Source organism: Pseudomonas sp. A125, from assembly GCF_055409485.1.
In genome coordinates this window covers 177,605-192,426 of the sequence record NZ_JBUZVP010000004.1, presented here as the reverse complement: position 1 = coordinate 192,426, position 14,822 = coordinate 177,605, and the positions used below count along the sequence as shown (strand labels likewise).

The window sequence follows — 14,822 nt, the reverse complement described above, 5'->3', positions numbered from 1 at the left end:
GTAGATGCGACCCTTATCCTTGGGTGCGGCACCATTGTGCGGGGTCGCTCGGGCGGCCCTGCTGACGAATAGCGAAGTACAGCGCCGGAGTGTCCTGGCCACCACTGTTACCGACAGTGGAGATGGACTCACCGGCTTTTACAACATCACCTGCCGCTTTAAGCAAAGTTTGATTGTGGCCGTAAAGGCTCAAATAGCCATTACCGTGGTCAAGAATCACCAACAAACCTGCGCCCCGCAGCCAATCGGCGAACACCACACGGCCGCCGTGAATGGCGTGGACCTGTGTGCCGGCGCCGGCACTGATCATCACACCGTCCCATTTGGCGCGGGTGTCATCGCCACGGGTTTCACCAAAGCGTGCCAGTAGTCGACCATCAACAGGCCATGGAAGTTTGCCCCGGGCTGAAGCAAAAGGTCCGCCGAAGGATTCGCCGGCGCTGGAAACCAGCGGGCCAGGCGCTGCACGCGCCGGTTTACGCGGGGCCGGGGCGTCGGTGGCGCTGGCAACTGCCTCGGCAGCCTCACGCTCGCGCTTTTTTTCGGCTTCCTGCTGGGCCAGCAGCGCTTTTTGCCGCGCTTGCTCTGCCTCACGGGCCTGGCGAGCCAGGGTTTCCTCGATGGTTTTCAGGACTTTACCGAGGTCAGCCTGGTCTTGCTCGCGGGCCTGGAGCTTGGCGTCACGGGCCTTCACGTCATCATTGAGCTTGGCCAGCGCCTGCTGGCGCTCCTTGCGCACCTTGTCCAGTTCGTCGCGCTGGCTGTCGAGGGCGCTTTTCTGGTCGAGCAACTGCGACTGCTGGTTGGCGATTTCTGTTTCAACGTTGGCCAACTGGCGCAGGGTCTCGTTGAAGCTTTTCAGTTGCTCCAGGCGGGCCTTGCTCAGGTAGTCGTAATAGGTGAGGGTGCGGGCGAATTTTTCCGGGTTCTGCTGGTTGAGCAGCAGCTTGAGGTATTCCTGGCGGCCGTTCTGATAGGCGGCGCGGGCCTGGATCGCGATCAGGCGTTGCTGTTCAACGCGGGCGCTCTGGAGTTTTTTTTTCTCACCGTCGAGTCGCTCCAGTTCCGACTCGCTCTTCTTTAGTTCTTTTTGCAGCTCCTGGACTTGCTTCTCCAGCTTGCCCATCTCGGTTTCCGTGCCGCGCAGGTCTTTCTGCACGCCGGATTTCTCTTCCTGGAGCTTGCCGAGCAGTTTCTTCAGCTCGGTAATGTCCTGACGCGTAGCGTCCAACTGTTGTTGGGTTTGTGCACGCTCATCGGCAAACGCCGGTTGGAGCAGGCAGACAAGAGCGAGGGTAATCAAGGCGCGAAGCATAGAGGCGGGCGACACCAGGGAAAGGGACGGCCTAGTATGCCCGGCCCACGCTGCAAAAAAAACGTCCAATTCGGGCTGGCAGGCAAGTTAGGTGCCCAGTGGCGGCAGTATGGCAAAAGGACATCCCCGAAGCCGCCTCCGAACCTTGTGGGAGCTGGCTTGCCGGCGATGCAGGCACCTCGGTGTTTCAGAGACACCAGGTTGATGCTATCGCTGGCAAGCCAGCTCCTACAGGATTACGCGGTGCTTCGGGGTCAGACCAGGATTGAGGTCCCGGTCATCTCTTTCGGCTTCTCCAGCCCCATCAGCATCAACATGGTCGGTGCCACATCGGCCAGCACGCCGCCGTCACGCACTTTCAGGTCGCGCTTGCCCACGTAGATGAACGGCACCGGTTCGGTGGTGTGGGCGGTGTGGGCCTGGCCGGTGGACTCGTCGGACATTTGCTCGCAGTTGCCGTGGTCAGCGGTGATCAGCGCCTCGCCGCCCACCTTGTCCAGGGCGTCGACGATGCGGCCGACGCACAGGTCCAGGCATTCCACGGCTTTTACGGCGGCTTCGAGGTTGCCGCTGTGGCCCACCATGTCACCGTTGGCGTAGTTGACCACGATCACGTCGTAACGCTGGTGCTCGATGGCGTCGACGATCTTGTCCGTGACTTGCGGGGCACTCATTTCCGGCTGCAGGTCGTAGGTGGCGACTTTCGGCGACGGGATCAGGATGCGTTCTTCGCCCGGGAACGGTTCTTCACGGCCGCCGGAGAAGAAGAAGGTCACGTGGGCGTATTTTTCGGTCTCGGCAATGCGCAGCTGAGTCTTGCCGTTTTTTGCCAGGTAATCGCCCAGTACGTTTTCCAGGCTGCCCGGGGCGAACGCCGATGGAGCCGGGATGTTGGCGGCGTATTGGGTCAGCATCACGAATTCGACTTTCGGCTGGCGTGCGCGCTCAAAGTCCTTGAAGCCGTCATCGACAAACACATGGCTCAGTTCGCGGGCACGGTCGGCGCGAAAGTTCATGAACACCAGGGCGTCGCCGTCTTCGATCCTGACCGGCTCACCGATGGTGGTGGCTTTGACGAATTCGTCGCTCTCGCCACGGGCGTAGGCGGCTTCCAGGCCTTCCTGGGCGGTGGCGGCGTTGAATTCGGCCTGGCCATCGGCGATCAGGTTGTAGGCCTGGGCTACGCGGTCCCAGCGGTTGTCACGGTCCATCGCGAAGTAACGGCCGACCAGGCTGGCGATACGGCCCTTGCCGAGGGTCTTGAAGGTTTCGTCCAGCAGCTCGATGGAGGACTGGGCGCTTTTTGGCGGGGTGTCGCGCCCGTCGAGGAAGGCGTGCAGGTAGATCTTCTCGGCGCCACGCTTGAAGGCCAGTTCGGCCATGGCGATCAGGTGGTCCTGGTGGCTGTGGACGCCGCCGTCCGACAGCAGGCCCATGAAGTGCACGGCCTTGCCGGCCTTGACCGCTTTATCCACGGCCGCGCAAATGGTCGGGTTTTCGAAAAACTCGCCGTCGCGGATCGATTTGGTCACGCGGGTGAAGTCTTGATAGACCACTCGTCCGGCGCCGAGATTCATGTGGCCGACTTCCGAGTTGCCCATTTGGCCGTCCGGCAGGCCAACATCCATGCCCGACCCGGAGATAAGGCCGTTCGGTACGGTAGCGCTCAGACGGTCCAGTACTGGCTTGTTGGCCGAGTACACAGCGTTGTCGTGGTGGCTTTCACTGTGTCCGAAGCCATCGAGAATTATCAGGACCAAAGGTTTAGGCGTGGTAGTCATAGATCCTCTCGCGGCGGTAATGAATGAAGGGAATAGAAAAGGGAGTGGCAGTTTAAAGCGAAGTTCCGACCACGTCACCGCTTTACGGGGGTTGGCCGACCATGGCGGCTGTGTATACTTACCGCCATTTTAACGCCCTGGAACCTCCTTGATGGTTGATCACCTGATTGCATTTGCCACTACCCACTATTTGCTCGCTGGTGCGTTCGTCGTACTGCTGGCGCTGCTGATCGCTCACGAAATGAGCCGCGGTGGCCGCAGCCTCAGCACGTCCGAGCTGACCGCCCTGGTCAACAAGGATGAGGCCGTGGTGGTGGACATTCGTCCCGCCAAGGATTTCGCCGCCGGTCACATTGTTGGCGCGCTGAACATTCCTCAGGACAAGCTGATTTCGCGCCTGCCCGAGCTGGAGAAGTACAAGGCCAAGACCATCATTCTGGTCGACGCCCAAGGCCAGCACTCCGGCACTCACGCCCGCGAGATGCTGAAAACCGGTTTCAACGCCGCCAAACTGTCCGGTGGCATCTCCAGCTGGCGTGGCGATAACCTGCCGCTGGTGAAGTGATATGAGCCAGGTTGTCGTTTATTCCAGCGATTATTGCCCTTACTGCTCGCACGCCAAGGCCCTGCTCAAGAAGAAGGGCGTTGCCTTCGAAGAGATCAAGGTTGATGGCAAGCCCCAGGTGCGCGCCGAGATGACCAAGAAGGCAGGACGTTCATCGGTTCCACAGATCTGGATCGGTGATGAGCATATCGGTGGATGCGATGACCTGGTCGCCTTGGACAGCGCCGGTAAACTGGATGCGCTGCTTCACGTCTGACTCCCAACCCCTAAAAGACCCCAAGATCACGAAGGATCTGCGATGACTGACCAACAGAACACCGAAGCGGCAGCAGAAGAGGCTCAAGGCCCACAATTTTCCCTGCAGCGTATCTACGTACGTGACTTGTCGTTCGAAGCGCCAAAAAGCCCGGCGATCTTCCGTCAGGAATGGACCCCAAGCGTTGCGCTGGACCTGAACACCCGTCAAAAGGCTTTGGAAGGCGACTTCCACGAAGTCGTGCTGACCTTGTCGGTTACTGTCAAGAACGGCGAAGAAGTGGCCTTCATCGCTGAAGTGCAACAGGCCGGTATCTTCCTGATCCAGGGCCTGGACGAAGCGTCCATGAGCCACACCCTGGGCGCGTTCTGCCCGAACATCCTGTTCCCGTATGCCCGTGAGACCCTGGACAGCCTGGTCACCCGTGGCTCGTTCCCGGCGCTGATGCTGGCTCCGGTGAACTTCGATGCCCTGTATGCGCAAGAGCTGCAGCGCATGCAACAGGACGGTTCGCCAACGGTTCAGTAAGAACCCGACGCTGAACTAAATGTGGGAGCTGGTTCGTGTAGGAGCTGGCTTGCCAGCGATAGCATCACTGCGGTGTGACTGACACACCTCGGTACTTGCATCGCGGGCAAGCCCGGCTCCCACACAAACCAGCTCCCACATTTGTTTGTGCTGTGTTACTTGAAACCGAGCTGGCGCCAACCTTCGTAGACCGCGACGGCCACGGTATTGGACAGGTTCAGGCTGCGACAGCCTTCGCGCATCGGCAAGCGCAGGCGGTGGCCGTCGGGCAGCGCGTCCAGCACCTCCGCCGGCAGGCCCCGGCTTTCCGGGCCGAACAGGAAGGCGTCGCCCTCGGCAAAGCTGGCATCATGGAACGGCCGCGAGCCTTTGGTGGTAAACGCGAACAACCGTGGGTGGTTCAGGCTTTCCAGGCAACTGGCGAGGTCGGCATGGCGTTGCAGGGTGGCGTACTCGTGGTAGTCCAGCCCGGCGCGGCGCAGCCGCTTGTCGTCCATGTCGAAGCCCAGCGGCTCGATCAAATGCAGGTGGCAGCCACTGTTGGCGCACAGCCTGATAACGTTGCCGGTATTCGGCGGAATTTCTGGTTGAAAAAGGATGACGTGAAACATGCACGGCTCCGAAGGCAAAGATGCGCTGCATTCTACCCCTGAAGAAGACCCCAGGCCGAAGCTATTGCCACGGGTTTTAGGCTCGTTGGCGATTGTCGGCTTGATGGTGGGCCTGATGATCGGCCGGCTGACCACGCCAGACCCGGTTGAGCTGCAGCAGGTCGAACCTGCCGTCGATGGCGTTGTGGTGTGGTTCAACAGCGAACCCAAGCTGCATGGGGAGCATATCGACGGCACCGTGGCGCTGTTGTTCGATGCGCTCGGCAAGGCCCAGGGCGGGCAACTGAAAGTTAACGACAAGGATGTGAACTGGCGCATTCGCAAGACCGATGGCGGCTTGCTGCTGAACCTGGTGGCGGCTCGGCCGTTGCGCGGGGAATGGTCGGGGGGGAAGGTCGAGGGACGCTGGCGGTTGGAGATCCATCTCCTGGAAGAATAAAAGAGGGAATCCCCGGCCTGCCTGTACCAAGGTTCCCAAAACGGGCTGGGGCTATGGGCGAGTCGCCTCATAAGCCCCGGGTGTAAAGAAGGGAGTTCCCGGCCTGCCTGTACCAGGGCTCCCAAAACGGGGTGAAGCCAAAGGCTTCGGTGTTAAAGAGGGAATCCCCGGCCTGCCTGTACCGAGGTTCCCGAAACGGGTGTGGGGCGCGACGCGATCCGCATCAAGCACCCCGGGTGTAAAGAGGGGATTCTCGGCCTGCCTGTACCAAGGTCCCCGAAACTGGGTAGTAACAGGGTTATTGCAGGGCGCGTGCCAGAACTGCGAAGTGGTGCCAAAAAAAATCTTCATAAAGCGCAAAGCCCCGGAATACGGGGCTTTGGCTTTTTTGGATTTTAATATTTTCTTAACAAGGTTGGTGTTTCAAGCGTTGGATCTGTGCGCGATGCCGGTTCGTGGTGCATTGAAGCGGTGCACGGTCGTTAGTCTGGTACAAAACAAATGTGGGAGCTGGCTTGCTCCCACATTAGATCTTCAGTGGATCAGGGATTAGTGATCAGGCCTCATCACCCTCATCATCATCCCCGCCGTCGACCTTCATCCCCAGCTCCTTGATCTTGCGAGTCAGGGTGTTACGGCCCCAGCCCAGCAGCACGGCGGCGTCGCGACGACGGCCGGCGGTATGCTTGAGGGCGGTTTCGATCATGATCCGCTCGAAGGCCGGCACAGCGCTGTCCAGCAGGTTCGACTGGCCACGTGCCAGAGCCTGGTCGGCCCACTGGCGCAGCGCCTGCTCCCAGTTGGTCACCGGTGCCGAATCCTGAGGCAGGCTCAACAGCTCGGGCGGCAAATCGCTGATATGCACTTCGCGCCCCGACGCCATCACCGTGATCCAGCGGCAGGTGTTCTCCAGCTGACGCACGTTGCCCGGCCATGGCAGGTTCTTCAGGTACTCCTCGGTCTCGCTTTTCAGCAGCTTGGGCTCGACGGCCAGCTCCTGGGCAGCGCGGCTGAGGAAGTGCCGGGCCAGGGTCGGGATGTCTTCGCGGCGGTCCGACATCCGTGGGATGTGGATGCGGATTACGTTCAGGCGGTGGAACAAGTCTTCACGGAATTTGCCGGCGTGCACCAGGGTTTCGAGGTTCTGGTGAGTCGCGGCGATGATGCGTACGTCGACCTTGACCGGCGTGTGCCCGCCTACGCGGTAAAACTCGCCGTCGGCCAGTACCCGCAGCAAGCGCGTCTGGGTGTCGGCCGGCATGTCGCCGATTTCATCGAGGAACAGCGTGCCGCCATCGGCTTGTTCAAAGCGGCCACGGCGCAGGTTGGCCGCGCCGGTGAACGCGCCTTTTTCATGGCCGAACAGCTCCGACTCCATCAAGTCTTTGGGAATCGCCGCCATGTTCAACGCAATGAACGGCGACGCGGCCCGTGGGCTGTGACGATGCAGGGCGTGGGCCACCAGCTCTTTACCGGTGCCCGACTCGCCGTTGATCAGCACAGTGATGTTGGAGTGGCTCAAGCGCCCGATGGCGCGAAACACTTCCTGCATCGCCGGTGCTTCGCCGATGATTTCCGGAGTACGGGTCAGGGCCGGCGGGGCTTCCTGGTTCTGCTGTTCCTGTGCGTGCTGGTTGGCGCGTTTTACCAGCGCCACTGCTTCGTCCACGTCGAACGGTTTCGGCAGGTATTCAAAGGCGCCGCCCTGATAGGACGCGACAGCGCTGTCCAGGTCCGAGTGCGCAGTCATGATGATCACCGGCAAGCGCGGGTGCTGCTCGCGAATCCGTGCAAGCAGGTCCAGGCCACTGGCGCCAGGCATGCGGATGTCGGAGATGATCACGTCAGGCTGCTGGCGAGCCAGGCGGCTCATCACCCCGTCGGCGCTGTCGAAGCTCTGGGTGGTCATGCCTTCCTGTTGCAAGGCTTTCTCCAGGACCCAGCGGATAGAACGGTCGTCATCGACGATCCAGACAGTTTCACTACGGCTCATGTCGATGGGGCTCCTTGTTCCAGTGGCAGAAAGACCGAGAACGTGGTGTGGCCGGGATGGCTCTCACACTCGATCAAACCCTGGTGCTGGCTGATGATGTTCTGGGTAATGGCCAGGCCGAGCCCGGTACCGTCCGGGCGGCCGCTGACCATTGGGAAAAAGATGGTTTCCTGCAGCTCTGCAGGGATGCCGGGGCCGTTGTCGATGATCTCGACCTTGGTCACCAGGCGATGGCGCACGTGGCCGATGGTGAACTGGCGCAGGGCACGGGTACGCAGGCTGATGCGGCCCAGGCGCAGTTCGTTCTGGCTGCTGATGGCCTGCATCGCGTTGCGCACGATATTGAGCACCGCCTGAATCATCTGTTCGCGGTCGATCAATACGTCGGGAATGCTCGGGTCATAGTCGCGCACCAAGGTGATGCAACCCTGGCTTTCGGCATCCACCAGTTGGCAAACGCGCTCCAGCACTTCGTGCACGTTGGTCATCGCCAGCGATGGCAGCTTGTTGGAGCCGAGCATGCGGTCTACCAGGTTACGCAGGCGGTCGGCTTCCTCGATGATGACGTTGGTGTAGTCCTTCAGGTTCTCGTCCGGCAGTTCACGGGCCAGCAACTGTGCGGCGCCGCGAATCCCGCCCAGCGGGTTCTTGATCTCATGGGCGAGGCCGCGCACCAGCATCTTGCTGGTTTCCTGCTTGGACAGTTGCGCCTCTTCCTTGGTGATGCGCAGCAGGCGATCACGGGGATGCACCTCCAGCAGCAGCAAGGTGGCGCCGTGGCTCAGGATCGGTGTTACCGCGTAGTCGACGGTCAGGGTCTGGCCGGTGAGGGCGGTGAGCATCGCTTCGCGCTTGGTAAACGGGTGCGCCTGCTCCACGGCCTGGCGCAACGAGCTCAAGGCCTCGGCCGATTCGGTGAACAGTTCACTGATAAATTGCCCATGGCTGCGCTGTCCGCTGATGGCCAGCAGCATCTCCGCCGCCGGGTTCATGTACTCAAGACGAAGTTCGTCATTGAGCAGAATGGTCGCGGTGGTCAGGTTGTCGAGTAGCAGGCGGTGCAGTGCGTCGCTGATGGTCATTAGGACCTCTTTTGGAGCAAGGCGCGGGCTTGAGGCACACGCTGATACAAGGAAAATGCAAAAACCAAACCAAGGCTCCGAAAAGAAGCGTTAATGCCTTGAAATGGGGGTTTAAGGCGCGAAACTGTGGCGTTCTGCCAGCTCCGGCGGGAAGTTTCGAACCAAAATGGGCTGGGTAAGTGGGAAGGGTGCAACCTATTGCACCAATATAGTGCGGTTTTGGAAATTCTGTTCAGGAACTCGTTTCACTGAAACCTGTGGGAGCTGGCTTGCCAGCGATAGCTGACTACCAGTTGGTATTTTGGGTGCTGACACACCGCTATCGCAGGCAAGCCAGCTCCTACATTTTTGATTGGGTTCGCAGGTTTAGTTCTTGTAGACGCATAGTTCGGCGGTGGCGCGGATCATTGCTAACTGGTGCAACGTATCTCGGGATGGCTGGTGATTAGCCTGGGCCAGCCATTGTGGACATTGTGGGTTGCTGCGCTCGGGGGTGAAGTCTGCAAGCTGTTGCAGCAGGCGCTTTTGCAGCAGGTCCAGTTCAGGGCGAATTTGGCCGACCAGATCCGGGCGCGGGTCATTGGGTGCCTTGCCTTGCAGCCGCCAGTCGGACAGGTGGGCGTATTGCACCAGTTTGTTCGCTTCGATCTGGGCCGAGAAAAACTGCTCGGCCTGCGCCGGTGCCAGTTTGTAGCTCGGCGCCTGGGCAACGACGCTGGCAATCACGTCCTGCTCCCGTGCACGGTCTTCAACGGGCTTGTGGCTGTCCCATTTGCTCAGGGCCACCTGGTCGGCAATCGCCAGGCGTTCGGCGATGCTGTCGAGCAGTGGGGCGAGGGTGGGTGGTGCTGCGAATACATTGGCGCTGATGGCCAGCAAGATGAACCCAAGTTTAAATTTCAAGGCAGATTCCTCTTCTGTAGGAGCGAGCTTGCTCGCGAAGGTCGTTAACGATAACGCGTAAATATTGAAGAAATGCGGTGCCTTTGGATTTTTCGCGGGCAAGCCCGCTCCCACAGGGTTTTGCGGGGCAAAAAAAAGACCTCCCGAAGGAGGTCTTTTTCATCACGCCACGTTAAGCGGCGCTACCGGATCAGCAGCTGTAGTACAGCTCGTATTCCAGTGGGTGTACGAAGGTGCGGACCTTGATTTCTTCTTCGCTTTTCAGGGCGATGTAGGCATCGATAAAGTCGTCGCTGAACACGCCGCCTTTGGTCAGGAACGCACGGCCCTTGTCCAGCTCTTCCAGGGCTTCTTTCAGGCTGCCGCACACTTGTGGGATCTCTTTGGCCTCTTCAGGCGGCAGGTCGTACAAGTTTTTGTCGGCGGCGTCGCCTGGGTGAATCTTGTTCTGGATACCGTCCAGGCCGGCCATTACCAGGGCTGCGAAGGCCAGGTACGGGTTGGCTGCCGGATCCGGGAAGCGGGCTTCGATACGGCGAGCACGAGGGCTGGACACGTAAGGAATACGGATCGAAGCGGAACGGTTGCGAGCCGAGTAGGCCAGCATTACCGGCGCTTCGAAACCTGGGACCAGACGCTTGTAGGAGTTGGTCGACGGGTTGGTGAAGCCGTTCAGTGCCTTACCGTGCTTGATGATACCGCCGATGAAGTACAGGGCAGTGTCGGACAGGCCGGCATAACCTTCGCCAGCGAAGGTGTTCTTGCCATCTTTGGCGATGGACAGGTGAACGTGCATACCCGAACCGTTATCGCCGTACAGTGGCTTAGGCATGAAGGTAGCGGTACGGCCGTAGGCATCAGCCACGTTGTGTACGCAGTACTTCAGGGTCTGAACTTCGTCAGCCTTGGCTACCAGGGTGTTGAACTTCACACCGATTTCGTTCTGGCCGGCAGTTGCCACTTCGTGGTGGTGAACTTCGATGACCAGGCCCATCTCTTCCATGGCGTTGCACATGGAGGTACGGATTTCGTGGTCGTGGTCGAATGGCGGAACCGGGAAGTAACCACCTTTGACGCCTGGACGGTGGCCTTTGTTGCCGCCTTCGATGTCCTGGTCGGACATCCACGAACCTTGTTCAGAGAAGATCTTGAACATGGAGCCAGAGATGTCGGACTTGAACTTGACCGAATCAAAGATGAAGAACTCTGGTTCCGGACCTACGAATACGGTGTCGCCGATACCGGTCGACTTCAGGTATTCCTCGGCACGCTTGGCGATCGCACGTGGGTCACGGTCGTAGCCTTGCATGGTCGAAGGCTCGATCACGTCGCAGACGATGATCAGCGTTGGGTCTTCGGTGAACGGGTCGAGTACGGCGGTGCTGTCGTCCGGCATCAGGATCATGTCGGAAGCTTCGATGCCTTTCCAGCCAGCAATGGAGGAGCCGTCGAACATTTTGCCTTCTTCGAAGAAGGCGTCATCCAGCGCGTCGCGAGCCGGCATGGTCACGTGGTGCTGAGTGCCTTTTGTGTCCGTGAAGCGCAGATCAATCCATTTGACGTCATGATCTTTGATGAGTTGAACCGACTTCGACATAGTGTCCTCCGGGTGGCTTCGGGCTGGGGTAGTGGAGTAGCCCTTAGAATGTGGGTGATGCCGGCGCGAATACTCGACCAAGGCAACCTGCCTCACAAGAGAGCAAATTGCATGCCAGTGCCCCGACATGGGTTTTTTGCCACAAAATCGCCCCTATAAAGGTGCAATCCGCTGAAACGGAATAAATTGCGCACCGCAATGTAGCGCTTATTTTCATTTATGACCCGTTTTGGTGCGCTAAAGGTCCGTTGCATATTAACTGGTTAAACCTTGAGCGATTTCCGCTATAATCCGCGCCCCCCTTTTTCGGCTGGGCCTGCGCGCGCTGTTTTCATGAAATTAATCGTTAAAGTCTTCCCCGAGATCACCATCAAGAGCCGACCGGTACGGATGCGTTTCATCCGTCAATTGGCCAAAAACATCCGTGCCGTGCTCCGCGATCTGGACCCGGCTGTGGTGGTGAATGGTGTGTGGGACAATCTCGAGCTGGAAACCCGCCTCACAGACCCCAAGGCCTTGAAGGACATGACCGAGCGCCTGAGCTGCGTGCCGGGCATCGCGCATTTCCTGCAGGTTGACGAGTACCCGCTGGGCGACTTCGATGACATCACCGAAAAGTGCAAACAGCACTACGGCGATGTGCTGGCCGGCAAGGTTTTTTCGGTGCGTTGCAAGCGCGCCGGCAAGCATCCGTTCACCTCCATGGATGTAGAGAAATACGTTGGCAGCAAGCTGCGTCGCGAGTGCGGCGCCGCCGGAATTTCCCTGAAAGAGCCGCAAATTGAAGTGCGCATGGAAATTCGCGACCAACGGTTGTTTGTGATTCACAGCCAGCACAACAGCATCGGCGGCTACCCGCTGGGTGCACTGGAACAGACCCTGGTATTGATGTCCGGCGGTTTCGATTCCACCGTGGCGGCCTACCAGATCATGCGCCGCGGGCTGATGAGCCACTTCTGCTTCTTCAACCTGGGCGGGCGTGCACACGAATTGGGCGTGATGGAAGTCGCGCATTACATCTGGAAGAAGTACGGCAGCTCGCAACGGGTGCTGTTTGTCAGCGTACCGTTTGAGGAAGTCCTGGGAGAAATTCTCGGGAAAGTCGATAACAGTCATATGGGCGTAGTATTGAAGCGTATGATGTTGCGCGCTGCGTCCCGAATCGCGGATCGGCTGGAAATCGACGCACTGGTCACCGGTGAGGCGATTTCCCAGGTGTCCAGCCAGACCCTGCCGAACCTGTCGTTGATCGACTCTGTGACCGAGAAGCTGGTATTGCGCCCGCTGATCGCCAGTCACAAGCAAGACATCATCGACCTGGCGACCCAGATCGGCACGGCGGATTTCGCCAAGCACATGCCGGAATATTGCGGGGTCATCTCGGTGAACCCCAAGACGCACGCCAAGCGCAACCGCGTGGAGTACGAAGAACAACAGTTCGACATGGCGGTGCTCGAGCGTGCGCTTGAGAACGCCAAACTGGTGCCGATCGATCGGGTTATCGACGAGTTGGGCCAGGATTTGCAGATCGAAGAAGTCAGCGAGGCTCTGGCCGGTCAGATCATCATCGACATCCGTCACCCGGATGCCGCTGAAGACGAGCCGCTGGAAATCGCTGGCATCGACGTACAAACGTTGCCGTTCTATGCATTGAATGCGCGTTTCAAGGAACTGGATGACAGCCGTCAGTACCTGTTGTATTGCGACAAAGGCGTGATGAGTCGCCTGCATGCCCACCATTTGCTCAGTGAGGGGCATGCCAATGTGCGCGTTTATCGACCGAGCTAAGAGCCCGGGGCTGTTTGCCTGTGGCCTGCGTCACCGGCCCCCCGACTCTGCCGTCAAGCTGTAACGGCAAGGCCTGACTCTACTGTTAATCGCTGCCACGACCTGTCAGCACACCGAATCCTCTGATCGAGATACACAAGTGATCGAAAATCTACGCAACATCGCCATCATTGCTCACGTTGACCATGGTAAGACCACCCTGGTAGACAAACTCTTGCGTCAATCCGGCACCCTGGAGCGCAACGAGCTCAACGACGAGCGCGTGATGGACTCCAACGACCAGGAGAAAGAGCGCGGTATTACCATTCTGGCGAAAAACACCGCCATCAACTGGAACGGCTACCACATCAACATCGTGGACACCCCGGGCCACGCCGACTTCGGCGGCGAAGTTGAACGCGTAATGTCGATGGTTGACTCCGTTCTGCTGCTGGTCGATGCCCAAGACGGCCCTATGCCGCAAACCCGTTTCGTGACCAAGAAGGCTTTCGAAGCCGGCCTGCGTCCAATCGTGGTAATCAACAAGGTTGACCGTCCAGGCGCGCGTCCGGACTGGGTTCTGGACCAGATCTTCGACCTGTTCGACAACCTCGGTGCCACCGAAGAACAGCTGGACTTCAAAGTCGTCTACGCCTCGGCCCTGAACGGCATTGCCGGTCTGGAACACACCGACATGGCTGAAGACATGACCCCGCTGTACCAGTCGATCGTCGACAACGTACCTGCGCCGAAAGTCGACCGCGATGGTCCGTTCCAGATGCAAATCTCCGCACTGGACTACAACAGCTTCCTGGGCATCATCGGCGTTGGCCGTATTGCTCGTGGTCGCGTCAAGCCGAACACTCCGGTTGTGGCGATCGATGCTGATGGCAAGCGCCGTAACGGCCGTATCCTGAAGCTGATGGGTCACCACGGTCTGCACCGTGTAGACGTTGAAGAAGCAGCTGCCGGCGACATCGTCTGCATCAGCGGCTTCGACCAGCTGTTCATCTCCGACACCCTGTGCGACCCACAGAGCGTTGAAGCGATGAAGCCGCTGACCGTTGACGAACCAACCGTTTCGATGACCTTCCAGGTTAACGACTCGCCGTTCTGCGGCCGTGAAGGCAAGTTCGTCACCAGCCGTAACATCAAAGAGCGTCTGGACAAAGAACTGCTCTACAACGTTGCCCTGCGCGTTGAAGAAGGCGACACCGCCGACAAGTTCAAAGTCTCCGGCCGTGGTGAGCTGCACCTCTCGGTACTGATCGAAACCATGCGTCGCGAAGGCTTCGAAATGGGTGTTGGTCGTCCGGAAGTGATCATCCGCATGGTTGACGGCGTCAAGCACGAACCTTACGAAAACGTGACCATCGACCTGCCGGAAGAATCCCAGGGTTCGATCATGGAACAGATCGGTATCCGTAAAGGCGACCTGACCAACATGGTTCCGGATGGCAAGGGCCGTGTGCGCCTTGAGTACAACATCCCGGCGCGTGGCTTGATCGGTTTCCGTAACGAGTTCCTGACCCTGACCTCCGGTGCAGGCATCCTGACCTCGATCTTCGACCGTTACGACGTGATGAAGTCCGGCGACATGTCCGGCCGTCAGAACGGCGTGCTGGTTTCGGTGGCTACCGGTAAGGCGCTGACTTACTCGCTGGAAACCCTGCAGGCTCGCGGCAAACTGTTCCTGGGTCACGGTGAAGACGTGTACGAAGGTCAAATCGTCGGCATCAACAGCCGCGACAACGACCTGGGCGTTAACCCAACCAAGGGCAAGAAGCTCGACAACATGCGTGCCTCGGGTAAAGACGAAACCATCGCTTTGGTTCCGCCTATCCGCTTCACCCTGGAACAGGCTCTGGAATTCGTTCAAGAAGACGAATTGTGCGAAGTCACTCCTAAGTCCATCCGTCTTCGCAAGAAGATCCTGGGCGAAAGCGAGCGTACCCGCGCTGCGAAAAAATCCGGTAACTAAGTCA

Annotated in this window: 13 protein-coding genes; 6 read left to right on the top strand and 7 right to left on the bottom strand. The window is 59.1% G+C overall.

Annotation, left to right across the window (positions count from 1 at the left end):
* Nucleotides 1–13: 13 nt before the first annotated feature.
* Nucleotides 14–1,315: a murein hydrolase activator EnvC family protein gene (locus ACZRN6_RS07610; RefSeq protein ID WP_322142843.1), complete on the bottom strand. Its 1,302-nt coding sequence runs from the start codon at nucleotides 1,313–1,315 to the stop codon at nucleotides 14–16.
* 254 nt (nucleotides 1,316–1,569) lie between these two features.
* Nucleotides 1,570–3,096 carry a 2,3-bisphosphoglycerate-independent phosphoglycerate mutase gene (gene gpmI, locus ACZRN6_RS07605; RefSeq protein WP_322142844.1) on the bottom strand — a complete coding sequence of 509 codons (1,527 nt, stop codon included), beginning with the start codon at nucleotides 3,094–3,096 and terminating at the stop codon, nucleotides 1,570–1,572.
* 151 nt (nucleotides 3,097–3,247) lie between these two features.
* On the opposite strand from gpmI, the gene ACZRN6_RS07600 reads away from it, so the two are divergent.
* Genes ACZRN6_RS07600 through secB form a run of 3 tightly spaced genes read left to right on the top strand, consistent with a single transcriptional unit; the run spans nucleotide 3,248 to nucleotide 4,445 of the window.
* Nucleotides 3,248–3,661 (top strand): rhodanese-like domain-containing protein, encoded by a 414-nt coding sequence (locus ACZRN6_RS07600; RefSeq protein ID WP_322142845.1) that lies wholly within the window; start codon nucleotides 3,248–3,250, stop codon nucleotides 3,659–3,661.
* A gap of 1 nt (nucleotide 3,662) precedes the next feature.
* On the top strand, nucleotides 3,663–3,917 hold the full coding sequence (gene grxC, locus ACZRN6_RS07595) for a glutaredoxin 3 (RefSeq protein ID WP_464007600.1): 255 nt from the start codon (nucleotides 3,663–3,665) through the stop codon (nucleotides 3,915–3,917).
* 42 nt (nucleotides 3,918–3,959) lie between these two features.
* Complete coding sequence (gene secB / locus ACZRN6_RS07590; protein WP_322142846.1) at nucleotides 3,960–4,445, top strand: protein-export chaperone SecB; 486 nt, start codon at nucleotides 3,960–3,962, stop codon at nucleotides 4,443–4,445.
* 155 nt (nucleotides 4,446–4,600) lie between these two features.
* Here secB and ACZRN6_RS07585 read toward each other — a convergent pair whose 3' ends face one another.
* Complete coding sequence (locus ACZRN6_RS07585; RefSeq protein ID WP_169386586.1) at nucleotides 4,601–5,056, bottom strand: tRNA (cytidine(34)-2'-O)-methyltransferase; 456 nt, start codon at nucleotides 5,054–5,056, stop codon at nucleotides 4,601–4,603.
* Between ACZRN6_RS07585 and ACZRN6_RS07580 the strand changes: the two genes are divergently transcribed.
* Nucleotides 5,055–5,495: a hypothetical protein gene (locus ACZRN6_RS07580; protein ID WP_322142847.1), complete on the top strand. Its 441-nt coding sequence runs from the start codon at nucleotides 5,055–5,057 to the stop codon at nucleotides 5,493–5,495. The two genes, ACZRN6_RS07585 and ACZRN6_RS07580, sit on opposite strands and share 2 nt — an antisense overlap.
* A gap of 556 nt (nucleotides 5,496–6,051) precedes the next feature.
* Here the strand turns inward: ACZRN6_RS07580 and ntrC are convergent.
* From ntrC to glnA, 4 genes are all read right to left on the bottom strand, one after another.
* Nucleotides 6,052–7,488 carry a nitrogen regulation protein NR(I) gene (ntrC, locus tag ACZRN6_RS07575; protein WP_008435682.1) on the bottom strand — a complete coding sequence of 479 codons (1,437 nt, stop codon included), beginning with the start codon at nucleotides 7,486–7,488 and terminating at the stop codon, nucleotides 6,052–6,054.
* Entirely contained in the window at nucleotides 7,485–8,570 is a 1,086-nt protein-coding gene (gene glnL / locus ACZRN6_RS07570) for a nitrogen regulation protein NR(II) (protein WP_464007599.1), read from the bottom strand. Before glnL ends, ntrC begins: the two co-directional genes overlap by 4 nt.
* Nucleotides 8,571–8,936: 366 nt before the next feature.
* Nucleotides 8,937–9,473 (bottom strand): chorismate mutase, encoded by a 537-nt coding sequence (locus ACZRN6_RS07565; RefSeq protein ID WP_322142849.1) that lies wholly within the window; start codon nucleotides 9,471–9,473, stop codon nucleotides 8,937–8,939.
* Between the two features lie 190 nt (nucleotides 9,474–9,663).
* Nucleotides 9,664–11,070 (bottom strand): glutamate--ammonia ligase, encoded by a 1,407-nt coding sequence (glnA, locus tag ACZRN6_RS07560; RefSeq protein ID WP_322142850.1) that lies wholly within the window; start codon nucleotides 11,068–11,070, stop codon nucleotides 9,664–9,666.
* A 333-nt stretch (nucleotides 11,071–11,403) separates the two neighbouring features.
* Here glnA and thiI point away from each other — a divergent pair, with 333 nt between their 5' ends.
* A complete protein-coding gene (thiI, locus tag ACZRN6_RS07555; RefSeq protein WP_322142851.1) occupies nucleotides 11,404–12,858 on the top strand; it encodes a tRNA uracil 4-sulfurtransferase ThiI in 1,455 nt (484 codons plus the stop codon).
* A 139-nt stretch (nucleotides 12,859–12,997) separates the two neighbouring features.
* The gene (typA, locus tag ACZRN6_RS07550; protein WP_464007598.1) at nucleotides 12,998–14,818 is read left to right on the top strand and encodes a translational GTPase TypA; all 1,821 of its coding nucleotides are present in this window, start codon (nucleotides 12,998–13,000) and stop codon (nucleotides 14,816–14,818) included.
* The last annotated feature ends 4 nt before the right edge of the window (nucleotides 14,819–14,822 follow it).